16 protein-coding genes are annotated in these 16,105 nt (G+C 48.4%); 5 read left to right on the forward strand and 11 right to left on the reverse strand.

Translation table 11 applies throughout. The features are described from left to right. Positions 1 to 74: 74 nt before the first annotated feature. Positions 75 to 1,430: a nucleotide 5'-monophosphate nucleosidase PpnN gene (gene ppnN / locus DI392_RS05070; protein ID WP_109318820.1), complete on the forward strand. Its 1,356-nt coding sequence runs from the start codon at positions 75 to 77 to the stop codon at positions 1,428 to 1,430. Between the two features lie 73 nt (positions 1,431 to 1,503). After that, positions 1,504 to 2,322: a flap endonuclease Xni gene (gene xni, locus DI392_RS05075; RefSeq protein ID WP_109318821.1), complete on the forward strand. Its 819-nt coding sequence runs from the start codon at positions 1,504 to 1,506 to the stop codon at positions 2,320 to 2,322. Here the strand turns inward: xni and rlmM are convergent. The 5 genes from rlmM to pomA all read right to left on the reverse strand — a co-directional run bounded on the left by rlmM (position 2,279) and on the right by pomA (position 8,115). Further along, a complete protein-coding gene (gene rlmM, locus DI392_RS05080; RefSeq protein WP_109318822.1) occupies positions 2,279 to 3,370 on the reverse strand; it encodes a 23S rRNA (cytidine(2498)-2'-O)-methyltransferase RlmM in 1,092 nt (363 codons plus the stop codon). The genes xni and rlmM overlap by 44 nt on opposite strands. A 68-nt stretch (positions 3,371 to 3,438) precedes the next feature. Continuing rightward, positions 3,439 to 4,344 (reverse strand): transcriptional regulator GcvA, encoded by a 906-nt coding sequence (locus DI392_RS05085; RefSeq protein ID WP_109318823.1) that lies wholly within the window; start codon positions 4,342 to 4,344, stop codon positions 3,439 to 3,441. Between the two features lie 465 nt (positions 4,345 to 4,809). Further along, positions 4,810 to 6,258 carry a tRNA uracil 4-sulfurtransferase ThiI gene (gene thiI, locus DI392_RS05090; RefSeq protein WP_109318824.1) on the reverse strand — a complete coding sequence of 483 codons (1,449 nt, stop codon included), beginning with the start codon at positions 6,256 to 6,258 and terminating at the stop codon, positions 4,810 to 4,812. A gap of 98 nt (positions 6,259 to 6,356) precedes the next feature. Next, a complete protein-coding gene (locus tag DI392_RS05095) occupies positions 6,357 to 7,331 on the reverse strand; it encodes a flagellar motor protein MotB (RefSeq protein WP_109318825.1) in 975 nt (324 codons plus the stop codon). Between the two features lie 19 nt (positions 7,332 to 7,350). Beyond that, positions 7,351 to 8,115 carry a flagellar motor protein PomA gene (pomA, locus tag DI392_RS05100; protein ID WP_109318826.1) on the reverse strand — a complete coding sequence of 255 codons (765 nt, stop codon included), beginning with the start codon at positions 8,113 to 8,115 and terminating at the stop codon, positions 7,351 to 7,353. Between the two features lie 307 nt (positions 8,116 to 8,422). Here pomA and xseB point away from each other — a divergent pair, with 307 nt between their 5' ends. From xseB to dxs, 3 genes are read left to right on the forward strand one after another with little or no spacing between them, the layout of a single operon-like run. Beyond that, positions 8,423 to 8,674 carry an exodeoxyribonuclease VII small subunit gene (gene xseB, locus DI392_RS05105; protein WP_109318827.1) on the forward strand — a complete coding sequence of 84 codons (252 nt, stop codon included), beginning with the start codon at positions 8,423 to 8,425 and terminating at the stop codon, positions 8,672 to 8,674. Between the two features lie 6 nt (positions 8,675 to 8,680). Next, positions 8,681 to 9,565, forward strand: a complete 885-nt coding sequence (ispA, locus tag DI392_RS05110; protein ID WP_109318828.1) for a (2E,6E)-farnesyl diphosphate synthase — start codon at positions 8,681 to 8,683, stop codon at positions 9,563 to 9,565. A 21-nt stretch (positions 9,566 to 9,586) separates the two neighbouring features. Beyond that, a complete protein-coding gene (dxs, locus tag DI392_RS05115; RefSeq protein WP_109318829.1) occupies positions 9,587 to 11,473 on the forward strand; it encodes a 1-deoxy-D-xylulose-5-phosphate synthase in 1,887 nt (628 codons plus the stop codon). 133 nt (positions 11,474 to 11,606) lie between these two features. On the opposite strand, the gene pgpA is transcribed toward dxs, so the two are convergent. The 6 genes from pgpA to DI392_RS05145 all read right to left on the reverse strand — a co-directional run bounded on the left by pgpA (position 11,607) and on the right by DI392_RS05145 (position 16,104). Continuing rightward, on the reverse strand, positions 11,607 to 12,101 hold the full coding sequence (gene pgpA / locus DI392_RS05120; protein WP_109318830.1) for a phosphatidylglycerophosphatase A: 495 nt from the start codon (positions 12,099 to 12,101) through the stop codon (positions 11,607 to 11,609). A 9-nt stretch (positions 12,102 to 12,110) separates the two neighbouring features. Then, on the reverse strand, positions 12,111 to 13,097 hold the full coding sequence (thiL, locus tag DI392_RS05125; RefSeq protein WP_109318831.1) for a thiamine-phosphate kinase: 987 nt from the start codon (positions 13,095 to 13,097) through the stop codon (positions 12,111 to 12,113). Between the two features lie 91 nt (positions 13,098 to 13,188). Next, complete coding sequence (gene nusB / locus DI392_RS05130; RefSeq protein ID WP_109318832.1) at positions 13,189 to 13,656, reverse strand: transcription antitermination factor NusB; 468 nt, start codon at positions 13,654 to 13,656, stop codon at positions 13,189 to 13,191. Next, on the reverse strand, positions 13,656 to 14,126 hold the full coding sequence (gene ribH, locus DI392_RS05135) for a 6,7-dimethyl-8-ribityllumazine synthase (protein ID WP_109318833.1): 471 nt from the start codon (positions 14,124 to 14,126) through the stop codon (positions 13,656 to 13,658). Before ribH ends, nusB begins: the two co-directional genes overlap by 1 nt. Before the next feature lie 132 nt (positions 14,127 to 14,258). Further along, positions 14,259 to 15,368: a bifunctional 3,4-dihydroxy-2-butanone-4-phosphate synthase/GTP cyclohydrolase II gene (gene ribBA, locus DI392_RS05140; protein WP_109318834.1), complete on the reverse strand. Its 1,110-nt coding sequence runs from the start codon at positions 15,366 to 15,368 to the stop codon at positions 14,259 to 14,261. A gap of 79 nt (positions 15,369 to 15,447) precedes the next feature. Beyond that, positions 15,448 to 16,104: a riboflavin synthase gene (locus DI392_RS05145; protein ID WP_109318835.1), complete on the reverse strand. Its 657-nt coding sequence runs from the start codon at positions 16,102 to 16,104 to the stop codon at positions 15,448 to 15,450. Position 16,105 lies beyond the last annotated feature (1 nt).

Consider the following 16,105-nt stretch of genomic DNA (forward strand, 5'->3'; position numbering starts at 1 on the left):
TATACACAATAATAAAAAATACCCCTGAGGGTTACGCCGAGATAAGGCCATAGCCCCGGTGTAAGGAGGTTAGTATGATCACCCATATCAGCCCTGCGGGCAGCATGGATTTACTCTCTCAACTCGAAGTACAGAGGCTGAAAAAAGAAGCCTCCAGCGAGCTATACCAGCTTTATCGCAACTGTACTCTGGCCGTTCTAAACTCGGGCAGTGATACCGACAATTCTCAGGAATTGCTGGCAAAACACAGCGACTTTGACGTGAATGTGCTCACCCGGGAGCGAGGCCTGAAACTAGAGCTAAGTAACCCGCCACAAGAAGCCTTTGTGGACGGACAAATCATCAAAGGGATTCAGGAACACCTGTTCTCAGTAATGCGCGACATTATTTATGTCAATATGCGCATCTCCGAATTACATAACGGCAACAGAGACGATTCCGCCCATATCACGAATCTGGTTTTTGCCATCCTACGTAACGCAGGCGCACTGCATGTCGGGATTGAGCCTAACCTGGTGGTATGCTGGGGCGGGCATTCAATTAACCCGGTAGAGTATCAATATACCCGTGAAGTGGGCCATGAACTGGGACTGAGGGAACTCAACATCTGCACCGGGTGCGGACCGGGAGCCATGGAAGGTCCAATGAAAGGGGCTGCTATCGGCCATGCCAAACAGCGTTTCTATGAGCAGCGCTATATCGGGCTAACTGAACCCTCCATTATTGCCGCAGAGCCGCCTAATCCGATAGTAAACGAACTGATCATCATGCCGGACATTGAAAAACGGTTAGAAGCCTTTATCCGTATGGCCCATGGTATCGTTATCTTCCCCGGAGGTCCCGGAACCGCTGAAGAGCTGCTCTACGTTCTGGGTATTATGATGCATCCGGACAATGCAGACCAACCCATGCCAATCGTTTTGACCGGCCCAAAAGAAAGTGAAAAATACTTCCGCTCAATCGATCAATTTATTACGGATACATTAGGAGAAGATGCCCGCAAACTTTATCAAATCGTGATTGATGATCCAGCCAAAGCAGCAAGAATCATTAAAAACGGGCTACCAGAAGTGCGAGAACACCGCAAAGCGACTCAGGATGCCTACAGCTACAACTGGTCACTGACCGTCGATCCCGTCTTCCAGAAACCGTTCCGGCCAACCCATGAAAGTGTGGCGAAGCTTAACCTCAATATGGATCAGCCACCGGAAGCACTGGCTGCAAACCTGCGTCAGGCTTTTTCAGCCATTGTCGCCGGTAATGTAAAAGAGGAAGGTATCCGGGAAATTGAGCAACATGGCCCTTTCAGGATTGATGGTGACCCGACTCTCATGCAGAAAATGGATAAGCTACTGAATGATTTTGTCACCCAGCAGCGAATGAAACTGCCCGGCTCAGAATATACTCCCTGCTATACCATCGCGAAATAAACCTAATTTTCGTTAATGGCATATTTTCGTTAAAATAAGGGCTTACCTATAAGCCCTTATTATTTGGATATCTATGTCTGCTATACACCTGGTTATTATTGATGCCTTAAACCTGATTCGCCGGGTTCACTCTGCTCAGCCGGATCCGGCCGATATCCCGCGGACAATAGAAACCACTCAGAGAACTCTGAACCGTATCCTGATGGAATCACAGCCTACCCATATCATTGCCGTGTTTGATCATCACCTTCAGGACAGGGGCTGGCGTGCGGAACTGCTCCCGGAATATAAGCAAAACCGAAAACCGATGCCGGAACCACTGCTACAAGGGCTAGACAGCATTCAGGAAGCCTGGTGGCAAATGGGCATTGACTCTTTACTTTCCGATGGTGATGAAGCCGATGATCTGGTGGCAACGCTGGCAGTCAAAGTCGCCAGCCACGGAGAAAAAGTCACTATCGTGTCCACCGATAAAGGCTATTGCCAGTTACTGTCACCCACACTACAAATTAGAGATTACTTTCAGCACCGCTGGCTGGATGGGCCCTTTATTGAAAAAGAATTTGGCGTAAAACCATCACAATTAGCCGATTACTGGGGACTGACCGGTATCAGCTCCAGTCAGGTACCGGGCATCGCCGGTATCGGGCCAAAAGCAGCAAAAGAGATCCTGAATCAGTTTGAGGATATTGAACAAGCGAATGCCTCGAAAGAACTGGTTACTAAGTACCGGAAAAAGTTTGACGAGCATATTGAGATGGCCAGAATCTGCAAACAGGTTGCCAGTCTGAAAACGGATATCGAGCTTGGGTTTAACCTGCAGGATATCCGGTATGTTCCGCCAGAGACTAGCGCGGAGAAATATTCGACAGACACTGCACGTGTACGGTGATCTCTTCCCGATCATGATAAAGGTGCTTCGCCTGCAAGCGATACTTCACGTCGTTCTCTGTCAGGAAGAGTTTTAAGTTTTCTATATCTTCCAGCACCTCATCGTAGCGGCCTTTCATCGGCAACTTAAGATTAAAGATCGCCTCTTTTGCCCAACCACTGATGATCCACTCCCCCATCAGTTGTGCTACCCGGGACGGCTTTTCTATCATATCACACACCAGCCAGGTCACATTCTTTCGTGCCGGTTCAAACTTAAAGCCGTCTTCCATATGATGTTTTACCTGACCGGTATCCATCAGACTGTCAGCCATCGATCCATTGTCCACCGCATGAACAAACATCGAGCGCTTCACCAGTTGATAAGTCCATCCACCCGGACACGCACCCAAATCAACAGCCCACATACCAGAAGCCAGACGGGTGTCCCATTCCGACTTCGGAATAAAGACATGAAATGCTTCTTCCAGCTTCAGAGTTGAGCGGCTTGGGGCGTCAGCAGGAAACTTGAGACGAGGAATCCCCATAAAAAACTGCGAGTTATTATCGGTATATGAATAACCAATGTAGCAGTGGCCAGGCTCCACAAAACAGACATGCAGTACCGGTTTCTTGGGGTTATCTTTATTGAATAAAATGCCTTTACCGCGCAAAGCCTGACGCAATGGTACCGTAAATTTACGGCAGAACTTCAGCAACTCTTTCGCTTCGTTGGTATCCGGCGTTTCAATCCTCAAATCGCCACAGCGAGGAAATTCCTCAATGTCTCCAAGGGTATCCAGAATGGGAGAAATACGGTCTTCTTTCGGTAACTCAGTGAACTCAGCTGCAACGGCAAACATCTGTCTGGCAAAGATCAACGACTGAAAATCAATTTTTTTGATCAGAGTATTGGCGTCACCGTCCTGATAACACTCAAACAGCACATAACCGGAATGTTTTTTTACACGGGGAAAGCCGTACACTTCCAGTTGCGTCGCCTTATCCTGAATTTCACCGGCGCACTCCTTCTCGAATCCGGAGCGACAGTAGAGCATTACGTGTTTCATTGAGTCACCTTATCTGTTTGGGAGGCTGATAATAATCACAATGGTATGAATTGCAACCTTAGAAGTTATCACTGAGCGGATGACATAGGTTCTCCGGCTGCTTTCGCCAGCATCCAGTCACGAAAAGTCGCTATTCGCCCGGTTTCAGCCTGTTTATCATGACATACAACATAGAAGGCATTCTTGGTCATCAGAACTTCTTCGAACGGAGCAATCAAACGTCCGGCATCTATTTCCGGCTGAGCCAGCACATTGTTCCCCAACGCAATACCCTGTCCGTGCACCGCAGCCTGCAATACCATAGTAGAGTGACTGAAGATCGGTCCATGATTGACATTCACACCGTCAATCTCATTTTGTTTTACGAACTGCTTCCACTCTTTTCGGGAAGAGTCGTGTAGTAAATTATGCTGTCTTAGATCCCCTAATGATTCTAATGGTTTCTCCCCTATCAATAATTGAGGGGAGCAGAGCGGTACCAAAAATTCCTGATACAGTTTATCGGCCTTTAATCCGGGCCAGTTACCCCGGCCATAATAGATTGCCACATCAACGTCATCCGTCAGAGATCCTTCATCCATATCCACCGCTTTGATACGCACATCAATATCAGGTTCCTGCTGATGGAAATCCGCCAGCCTTGGTACCAGCCACTGAATGGCAAAGCTTGGCGGCAAACTGATAGTTAATGCGCCTTTTTCACTTCTCTCCAGAACTTTATCCGTCGCTTCCGCAATTGAAGTGAATATATCTTTGATATCCAGAAAGTAACCCTGCCCCTCTTCCGTCAGTAATAAGGAGCGGTTTCTTCGCCTGAACAATTTCAGGCCAAGAAATTCTTCCAGGCTTTTTATCTGATGGCTAACTGCAGCCTGGGTAACAAACAACTCTTCGGCTGCCCGGGTAAAGCTCAGGTGCCGTGCTGCGGCTTCAAATGCTTTTAATGAGTTCAGTGGAGGTAATCGTCTGGACATCAGTATTCTCGAAACTATTGGATTAGATTTTTTTATCCGAAACATTATAAATTGTCGATTGTCGGACGACCAGATAAATTCTATATTGCACCCCGCAACGCAGACCTGAACGGCTTGGTTCTCCTGAATCAATTGGCTCTGATGTTGCGATGTTGTGTTTGCAAAACTCTTTTTTAGAGTTCGGTAGTTTCTACCACCATGTTTTGCATCAGCCTATGATGCATGACATATACTTCCTGTATTATTTTGACCTGTCTGTCAAAAGAATTCTTGCACTGCCAGTTTGGCGGTGCTTTTTTTTATCTGGAATTTGGGAAAAGACTAGAGACTAGAGGCTAGAGGCTAGAGGCTAGAGGCTAGAGGCTAGAAAGAGTACAGAGCGCTACGCTTTAAGAATACAGAAACCCAGCCAATGAATTTCTGTATTCTTCAGGACGCTAGCGTCCGCTCTGTAGTCTGACGAAGTTAAGGACGATACACCTTCACGTTCTCAAACCCCTGCTCTTTCAGATACAGGGCCTGAAGGCGGCTCATCACACCACGATCACAATACAGCAGGTAGGTTTTAGACTGATCCAGATCGCCGAATTTCGTTCCCAGCTTATAGAAAGGTAGGTGCGTGACTTCCACACCGTCGATTTCCAGCGGGTTTTCATCTTCTTCATCCGGGCTGCGGATATCCAGCACGATAGCATGCTCGTGCACTGCATCCACCAGTTCAACTTCCGGCGCTTCCTGCTCGCTCTCTTTACCGATATCACGAATGTCCATCACGCGAGCGTTGTACACCACTTGCTCCAGGATAGAGAAATCAAACTTCTCTTCTTCCGCTTCAAGCTTCGCTTTTATCGCTTTAACCGTTGGCTTTCTGGAGATCACACCGCAATATTCAGGCATCGTTTTAGCGAAATCTTCCGTACCGATTTCACGGGACAGATCGATAATATCTTCTTTATCCCAGTTGATCAGCGGACGCAAGATCAGGGTATCGGTCACGCCATCAATATGACGCAGGTTGGTCAGCGTCTGGCTGGATACCTGACCCAGCGCTTCACCGGTCACCAAAGCCTGAATACCGAATTTCTCGGCCAGCATCCCACCGGCACGCATAAACATCCGCTTAAGAACCACACCCATCTGGCCGTCATCCACTTTTTCCAGGATCTCAGCAACAACCGGCTCAAAATCCACCGCAATAAACTTCACTTTGGCAGACGAACCGTACTTACTCCATAGGAAATGGGAAACCTGCTTTACACCAATCTCGTGCGCAGGGCCACCAAGGTTAAAGAAGCAGTAATGAGTTTTCGAGCCACGCTTAATGTGCAGATAGCTGGACACACCAGAGTCAAAGCCTCCGGAAATCAGGCTCAGTACATCTTCCTGTGTTCCCAGCGGGAAACCGCCCAAGCCTTTATGGCGGGCAAGGATCTGATTCAGCTTATCACCGGAAACTTCCAGGTTCACCGTCACGTCTGGATTACGCAGTTTTACCTTGGCACTTTCTACAGCCTGATTAAGGCCACCGCCTACATACTGTTCAAGCTCGATAGAGGTAAAATCATGTTTACCACGGCGTTTAACCCTGACAACAAAAGTCTTGTTCTCGATCTTACTACCGCTCAGCGCCAGAACTTGTTCATAGATATCGTGCTTATCTTTAAACTCAGACTGCTGCACTTCCAGCACATGATGAATACCCGGAGTCTGGGTCATGACAGCCAGAACATCCTCATAATATTCATCGCTCTCAGAAGTAACTTCAATATGATCACGACGATTGAATACCGCCACCGACTCGGTTTTATTTTTGATGATATTGCGAATATTACATTCCAGAATTCGGATAAAACGCTTACGTACCGAATCACTTTTAACAAAAATTTCCGGATGTGGCTTAACGATAAATTTCATGATGACTTCGCTGATCTGAGTAAAAATTAAGGCGCGAAATTATACATGAGTTTGGGGTAAAGAGGAATAAATAGACGGAGAGAAAAAGGGAGAGGCAATTACTGCCCCTCACCTACACTGACTTCATCACTAAACTGAGGCTTACCTTGTAGGATACTTATCTCAACTCTCCGGTTACGAGCCCGTTTTTCCATGGTTTGATTATCATTCAGAGGCTCAGTATCAGCCATACCCCGAACACGCAGCCTGAGGTGATCAAACCCTTTCACTTTCTCCATTTCGTGTGCCACGGAGACGGCTCGCTGGGAAGAGAGATCCCAGTTTGAGCGATAAAGCTCAGAGTCCAGAGGCTGGTTATCGGTGTGGCCAGACACCCGAACGATACCCGGAACGTCTTTGACCAAATCAGCTATCTGCCTGACCAGAGGACGGAATTTAGGTTGCAAGAATGCCGAGCCGGCCGGGAAAGCACCTTTCTCCCGGATACGGATCACAATTTCCTGCCCCAGGTTTTCTACTTCAATCGCCCCTTTATCGATTTCCCGTTCCAGTGCTTTTTTCAGGCTTTCTTCCAGCGTTTCCATTTCTTCAGACATCGCTTCGGACTGCTGATTTTCTTCTACCTGTTGCTGTGTCTGCTCAGACTGAGCCTGCTGGCTCTCTTTCATCGTGGTGGATGTTTCCGGAGAACGACCACCGACCTGCTTACCTTCTTCTCGCTGTTTGCCCCCCGCACTGGACGATTCACCTTCACGAAAATCCAGAGTCTGCTGTGTAATATCAATGGTCTGCTGCATGATGACATCAATCGGCGTAGGCTCAGGACGTCCGGGACGGAATTCCTGAGCAATCACACTGGTACCTTTGGGAATATCTTTCACTTCCAGCTGACTCTGCACCCCGAAGGCAAATTTCATCGAGCCGGCAATCTGCTTAAACTTCAGTACATCCATCTCGGAGAACGACAACAGAAGTACGAAGAAACACATCAGCAGTGCCATCAAATCAGAAAAGGTACCCATCCAGGCCGGGAGACCAGGTGGCGGGCATTTGCAATCTTGTTCTTCATCCATCTCTCAGCCCAGCTCCCGATTACTCTTTGTCGACATCAAGAGCACGTTTCTTCTCATTCAGATAGTTCTTCAGATAACCGTCGATCACCCGAGGGTTTTGGCCATCCTGAATAGCAAGCACCCCATCCATGATCAGACGACGGTTCAGTTTTTCCTGATCCTTACGCAATGACAGCTTATCGGCTATCGGGAAAAACAGCATATTTGCCAGTACCGCACCATACAGCGTCGTCAACAATGCAACGGCCATTGCCGGTCCGATAGATTTCGGGTCATCCATGTTAGACAACATCGCAACCAGCCCCACCAGTGTACCGATCATCCCCATCGCCGGAGCAACATCACCAAATGCGCGGAACGCCTCACTCCCCTGCGTATGCCGTTCATCCGTTAATGCGATATCTTTTTGCAGAGCAGCACGTACGACTTCCGCATCATGGCCGTCCACCAGCAAATCGATACCTTTCTGCATAAAGCTGCTGGAAATTTCCATCTCTTCAAGAGCCAGAAAACCACCTTTACGTGCCGCATCAGCCATTTCAACAATGCGTGCAATGAGTTCTTCCGGCTCATCGGTTTTATACATAAATGCCTTGCCGGCAACTTTAAACGCCGTAAAGAACTGCCCCAGCGTAAATTTCATCATTACAACACAGGCAGAACCACCGACGACGATAAGGACGGAAACGGTATCCATGAACATTCCCAGACTGCCGCCGAGAATCATCGCCATGATAACGAAGCCGAAACCACCAATTAAACCTATTAACGTGCCTAAATCCACTTTTCACCTCTTGCGCTGATCTATTGTAATCAGTGGGAATACTCTATTTATCGGCAACAATCTTAATTTTTTTAGCTAACTTACCTTTTTTTTAGCCCGTTATTTGCGACCTTCATTCACATTTATATCTGTTGCACGGATTCCTCACACAGAATAAGCCTTGCTGAAACGATTGCCAAGCCACACGACCAAAGTATCCTAAAGAAGTATTTAATCATTATTTTTTATACATCCAATTTGACCATTCCCCCTCCCTAAGGTAAGTTTCCAACACTTTTCCAAAATGCCTATCGCGAGCAGAAACATCATGGCCAGTAAAAAACCCGAAAACATGACCTTTGAAGCCACTCTCGAAGAGCTGGACACACTGGTAAACCAACTGGAAACCGGTGAACTGGCTCTGGAAGATGCATTAAAAAAATTCGAGCGGGGCATTTCACTGGCGCGGGCAGGTCAGTCTAAGCTGACAGAAGCGGAACAACGGGTATCCATCCTTCTTTCAGAGGATGACAGTGCAGAACTTGTTGATTTTGATAATCACCTGACAAATGAAGAGTAGCCGTCAATGGTAGCCACCCTTTCCTTTTATCAGGAACGCAATAACGACCAACTAAGCCACTGGCTGGATACCCCGGAGTTTCAGGATCAATCTCTCATCCAGGCGATGCGTTACGGACTGCTTCTGGGCGGAAAGCGGGTGCGCCCCTATCTTGTCTATATTACCGGTGAAATGCTGGGGTGCTCTCTGGAAGCATTAGATACTCCCGCCTCGGCCATTGAATGTATTCATGCTTATTCCCTGATCCATGATGATCTTCCGGCTATGGACGATGATAACCTCCGGCGTGGGCAACCTACCTGTCATATCAAATTTGATGAAGCGACCGCAATACTAACCGGTGATGCCTTACAGACACTGGCTTTTAGTATACTTGCGGAAGGAAAACTCTCGGTTGATGCAGAAAGTAACCGGGTGAAAATGATCCAGGCACTCGCTCATGCTTCAGGCGCTCGCGGGATGTGTCTGGGGCAGGCCCTGGATCTGGAAGCTGAAAACCGTACCGTCTCCTTCGAAGAGCTTAGGCAAATCCACAATAATAAAACCGGTGCATTAATTAAATGTGCGGTCATATTAGGTGCATTGGCTGCGGGTGAAAAAGGCCGGGCGATTCTGCCCCAGTTAGAGGCATATGCCGATGCAGTCGGCCTCGCCTTTCAAATTCAGGATGATATCCTGGATATTATCAGTGACACCGAAACTCTGGGGAAGCCTCAGGGATCCGACGAAGCACAGAACAAATCAACCTACCCCTCACTGCTGGGTTTAGAAGGCGCAAGACAAAAAGCTCAGAATCTTTTGACCGAGGCACTTCATGCTTTGGACTCAATCCCTTACAATACGCAATTACTTGAAGAGTTCGCCCGATATGTCGTCGAGCGCAAAAACTAACACAATAAGAAAGCGCAACCTATGACTCTTGATATTTCAAAATATCCGACACTGGCTCTTGCCGATACACCAGATGAATTACGCGCCCTTCCCAAAGAGGCGCTTCCAGGGCTATGCAGTGAGCTGAGAACCTATCTTCTGAATTCGGTCAGCCAGTCCAGCGGGCACCTGGCCTCGGGTCTGGGTGTCGTCGAACTTACCGTTGCGCTTCATTACGTCTATGACACCCCTTTTGATAAGCTGGTCTGGGACGTGGGTCACCAGGCTTACCCACATAAGATCCTGACCGGACGCCGGGAACAACTCACGACCATCCGCCAGAAAGACGGGCTGCACCCTTTCCCATGGCGCGAAGAGAGTGAATACGATGTTCTGTCTGTTGGCCACTCTTCAACTTCTATCAGTGCCGCTCTGGGCATGGCTATTTCAGCCGAGAAAGAAGGCAAAGACCGCAAAGTGGTCAGTGTCATAGGTGATGGTGCCATTACGGCCGGTATGGCATTCGAAGCGATGAACCATGCCGGTGATATTCACCCGGATATGCTGGTCATTCTGAATGACAACGAAATGTCTATTTCAGAGAACGTTGGTGCTCTGAATAATCACCTGGCACAAATCCTGTCCGGCAGTCTGTATACCTCGATTCGTGAAGGCGGGAAAAAAGTCCTGTCCGGTGTTCCACCCATCAAAGAGTTGGTACGCCGCACCGAAGAACACCTGAAAGGCATGGTGGTACCCGGCACCATGTTTGAAGAGTTTGGTTTTAATTACATTGGTCCGGTAGACGGACACGATGTTAACGAGCTGGTGAAAACCCTTAAGAACATGCGTAACCTGAAAGGTCCGCAGTTCCTGCACATTATGACCAAAAAGGGTAAAGGCTATGAGCCGGCAGAGAAAGATCCTATCGGCTATCACGGCGTTCCTAAGTTTGATCCAAAACACGACAGCCTGCCTAAAAGTAATGGTACCAAACCGACTTTTTCTCAGGTGTTCGGCGATTTTCTCTGCGATATAGCGGAAGAAGACCCTAAACTCATGGCGATTACTCCTGCCATGCGGGAAGGCTCAGGCATGGTCCGTTTTTCCCGCGAATACCCAGATCAATATTTTGATGTTGCCATCGCCGAACAACACGCAGTGACACTGGCTACCGGTATGGCTATCGGTGGGAACCATCCGATTGTGGCTATCTACTCCACCTTCCTGCAACGTGGCTACGATCAGCTGATTCATGATGTCGCGATTATGGATCTGCCGGTGATGTTTGCCATCGACCGGGCCGGTATCGTTGGTGCCGATGGCCAGACCCACCAGGGAGCGTTTGATCTCAGCTTTATGCGCTGTATCCCGAATATGGTGATCATGGCACCAAGTGATGAAAACGAATGCCGTCAGATGCTATACACTGGTCATAAACACACCGGGCCTAGCGCCGTTCGCTATCCTCGTGGCAGTGCCACCGGTTCTGCTATCCAGAAAACCATGACGGCACTGGAAATCGGCAAAGGCCGGATTGTTCGTCAGTCCACCGGCGCTTCTCAGGCAGAAAACAAGTCTGTCGCCATCCTCAGCTTCGGTACCCTGCTGTCGAATGCAATGAACGCCGCTGAAAAACTTGATGCCACCGTTGCGGATATGCGCTTTGTTAAGCCTCTGGATGAAGCTCTTATCCGGGAACTGGCTGCAAACCATGATGTTCTGGTCACTCTGGAAGAAAACGTGACAGCAGGCGGTGCTGGTAGTGGTGTCGTTGAGTTTATGATGCAGGAAAAGCTGATTAAGCCGGTACTGAATCTGGGCCTGCCGGATAAGTTTGTCCCGCAAGGCACACAGCAAGAAATTCTGGCTGAGCTTGGGCTGGATGCAGAGGGTATTGAGCAAGCGGTTCGGGAATATCTGGGCTAGAGACTAGAGACTAGAGACTAGAGACTAGAGAGGTTACAGAGCGCTTCGCTTTGAGAATACAGAAACCCAATAATAATCTTTATGAATAAATTTATTGGGTTTTATAGTTTCTAGCAGCGAAGCGGTCTAGTCTCTAGAAAAATTTAACGATGCCCCACAGCACCACCGCGCCCATCATCCCGGCCAGAATATCGTCGGCCATAATACCTAAACCGCCGTGAACTCTTCTATCCACCCAGCCAATTGGCCAGGGTTTGATAATGTCGAACAGACGGAACAGCAAAAAGCCACCGATGATCCATTTCCACTCATAAGGGTCCAGGTTCAGGGCCGGAATCACGCTCATGGTGATCCATAAACCGGCAAACTCATCCCACACTATCGAGCCATGATCATGCACACCCATGGCATCGGTCGCTTCCTGACAGATCTTAATCCCTACCACACAGGATACGATCACAACAGCCATGTAGGCAGGTAACGGTAGCTGAACCAACAGCAGGTAAAACGGAATCGCCGCTAAGGTGCCGAAGGTACCCGGAGCCACCGGTGACAGACCACTGCCAAATCCGGTCGCCAGAAGGTGCCAGATATTACTCAGAGAGAGCTTTTCTACCGGATTATTCATGACAGTCCTTTAACCCTTAAAATGTTCATATCCCTCAGCCAGCCATCGCAGCTGCTGATCGTCACTTATTTTCTCACCATCTTCCAGAAGCTCCAGCGTATTACCACTGCGGATCTGACCAATGCAGGTAATCTGAGTACCGGTATGAGCCAGCGCCCCTTCCAGCATGTTTTTATAAGCTTCCGGCACGGTAAAGCATAACTCATACTCTTCGCCGCTGGTGAGAGCATATTTCAGGGCCTGTTCATGGCTACCGCAGAACGCCGTCAGCGCTTCAGAAACCGGTAAGGCGTCAATATTGAGTACAGCACCGACATCTGAACGATGAAGAATATGTGAAAGATCGGCCAGCAAACCATCCGAAATATCCACGCAAGCAGAAGCCAGATTCAGCAGAGACTGACCCGCGAGGATCCTCGGTGTCGACATATAGTGACGCTGTTCCAGCTTATCGGCAAACGGCTTGTCCCGGTTACTCTGGTCGAGAATAACATCCAGCCCGGCTTTGCTTTCTCCAAGGTTTCCGGTCACATAAATCCAGTCGCCGACCTTTGCCCCATCGCGGCATAACGCTCTGTCACGGGGAACAAACCCCTGCACAGTCAAAGTAATACTCAAAGGGCCTTTGGTGGTGTCACCACCAATCAATTGCACACTGTAGTAATCAGCCAGTGCAAAAAATGAATCGCAGAACGGCTCCAGCCAGGACTCATCCGGCTCAGGCATCGTCAATGCCATGGATACCCATGCAGGTGTTGCCCCCATGGCCGCTAAGTCACTTAAATTCGAAGCCAGTGCTTTGTGGGCAACCCATTCAGGTTTCGCATCCGGAAGAAAATGCGTTCCGGCGACCAGGGTATCTGTACTGATTGCAATTCTGGCATTTTCTGGCGGCTGCACTAACGCGCAGTCATCCCCCAGAGCCAGATCGACATCTTTGCGCTGGTTCTGGCGGTTAGCAAGGTATTTTTCAATAAGGTTGAATTCACCGGGCATATTAATTTTATAAACTTAGGAATAATTAAATTTGGGAATAGATAGAACAAAAAAGGCCAGCAATTGCCGACCTTTTCTAATCATTATTCAGTTACTTTTTACGCACATGAGGCGCGGCTTTATCCAGTACACCATTCACGAATTTGTGACTGTCTTCAGCAGCAAACACCTTAGCCAGCTCAATGGCTTCATTGATGACCACTTTGTAAGGGACATCATCACGGCGAGTCATTTCGTACATAGCCATGCGCAGCAGAGCCAGTTCCATCATATCCAGATCCTGCATTGGACGGGACAGGTACGGGCGTAACTTACTATCCAGTTCAGTGTGGCTAAGTACAACGCCGGTCAGCAGGTCACGAAAATAATCGACATCAGTTTCTGGTGTTGCCAGAGAAGGTTCTAAGGCATGATGCTCTTCTTCATCATACTTACCACCTGACAAAAACTGCTGTTCGATAGTGGCAACATTCTCTTTAGTAATTTGCCATGAATAAATTGCTTGCAGAGCAAACTGACGTGCATTACGACGTGCGGCTGGTTTCACACTGGCCCCCATTAGGAATCTAATTCAGAAAGAACATTAATCATCTCAAGTGCGCTCAGTGCAGCCTCTGCACCTTTATTACCAGCCTTGGTTCCTGCGCGTTCAATAGCTTGATCGATTGTATCAACAGTCAGCACACCAAAGGCCACCGGAATACTGAATTCCAGAGACACTTGTGCCAGACCTTTATTCATTTCACTGCAAACATAGTCAAAGTGTGGCGTACCACCACGGATAACGCTTCCCAGAGAAACGATAGCGTCAAACTTTTCAGTTTTCGCAACACGCTGAGCAACCAAAGGTAACTCAACTGCACCCGGACAGCGGACCACTGTGATGTTGTCTTCAGCAATCTGACCGTGACGTTTCAGGGTATCAATAGCACCAGACAGCAGGCTTTCGTTAATAAAGCTGTTAAAACGAGAAATAACGATCGCTACTTTTGCATTAGGTGCAGGGTATCCGCCTTCTATCACTTTCATAAGATTTCCTTATAACTATGTTCATCAAGTGAGAATCGCCGGATTCTAGCACAATACTGTGAGGTATATCTAGAAAAAGTACGAGCTAAAAACCGGCGCTGATAATGAGATTCGATATGTAGAGGTGTAGCCCTACTCGCTGATGTATTCCACGACATCCAGTCCGAAACCGGACAGAGCATGATAACGTTTAGAGGCAGAGGACAGTAGCTTCATTCGTTTGACGCCAAGATCCGCCAGAATCTGAGAGCCGACACCAACACGACGAGACGTTCCCTGTTTCTTCGCCATTGCCGGAGCTTCACCTTTATCCTGCTGCTCAAAGGCTTTAACACGATGGATAAGCAGTTCCGTAGACTCTTCGTTACCCAGAATGATCATTACACCGCCTTCGCTGCCGATACGTTTCATTGCCGTATCCAATGTCCAGCTGCGCTCAGTATTTCGGTTAGAACGCAACACATCGGTAAAGACATCATGCAGGTGAACCCGAACCAGACAAGGCTCATCGGTTATTTCACCTTTACGCAGGGCATAATGGATCTGGTTATCAATCGTATCGCGGTAGGTCACCAAATCAAACTCACCAAACTCAGTCGGCAATTTACATTCAGCAACCCGTTCGATGGTGGTTTCGGTATTGTTTCGATACTCAATCAGATCCGCAATCGTGCCCAGTTTAATGCCGTGCTCTTCGGCAAAGGTTTCCAGATCAGGGCGACGAGCCATGGTACCATCGTCATTCAGTACTTCGACAATCACTGAAGCGGGTTCCAGACCAGCAAGGCGGGCCAGATCACATCCGGCTTCCGTATGCCCGGCACGGGTCAGAACGCCACCATCCTGTGCTGATAGCGGGAAAATATGCCCGGGCTGAACCAAATCAGAAGCTTTCGCATCCTTAGCCACCGCAGCCAGAACCGTGGTTGCCCGATCGGCAGCAGATATCCCAGTGGTGACGCCTTCAGCGGCCTCAATAGAAACCGTAAACGCGGTGGTAAACTGAGCATTATTATCTTCCACCATTGGTGGCAGGCCCAGATTTTCACAACGCTCTTTGGTCATGGTCAGGCAAATAAGCCCTCGGCCGTACTTCGCCATAAAGTTGATCGCGTCCGGCGTGACTTTTTCGGCAGCCATAATAATATCGCCTTCATTTTCACGATCTTCATCGTCCATCAGAACGACCATTTTACCTAAGCGAATATCTTCGATAATTTCCTGCGGAGTACTAATTGCCATGACATCTCTTTCCTGTTGTTCGGGAGCCACTGTTAACCTGACTACTGCCTCCCGGTATTGATTCATTGATTCAGAACGATTAAGCAAAGCCGTTCTGCTGTAGAAATTCCATCGTCAGTCCGGATTCTGACCCTGACGCTTCCTGATTCCCTTGTAGAAGGCGCTCCAGATAGCGGGCCAGTACGTCGACTTCCAGATTCACTTTACGCCCAACCTGGAATTGGTCCATTGTCGTTTCCTCTGAAGTATGCGGTACGATAGTGAGCTTAAAGGCATCTTTGCGTAATCCGTTCACCGTCAGGCTGATGCCATCCACGGTAATGGAGCCTTTTTGTGCCACATAACGAACAAGATCTTCAGGCATTTTCACCCAGAATTCAACCGCACGACCGACCTGATTACGCTCAATAATCTCGCCGACACCATCCACATGACCAGACACAATGTGTCCGCCAAAGCGAGTACTTGGCAACATGGCTTTTTCCAGATTGACTCTGTCTCCTGCTTTATATTGGGCAAACCCGGTCATTTTCAAGGTTTCCAGAGACAGGTCAGCGGTGTAACTATTCGCTCCGAATGCAACAACCGTCAGACACACACCATTCGTGGCGATACTGTCTCCGAGCTTTACATCGCTCATATCCAGTTTGCCGGTCTCAACGGTAATAGAGATATCTTCGCCTTTCGGCGTAATTGCGGTAAGCGTGCCTACCGCTTCAATAATTCCTGTAAACATC

It is taken from the genome of Vibrio albus (assembly GCF_003144035.1).
Classification (GTDB): domain Bacteria; phylum Pseudomonadota; class Gammaproteobacteria; order Enterobacterales; family Vibrionaceae; genus Vibrio; species Vibrio albus.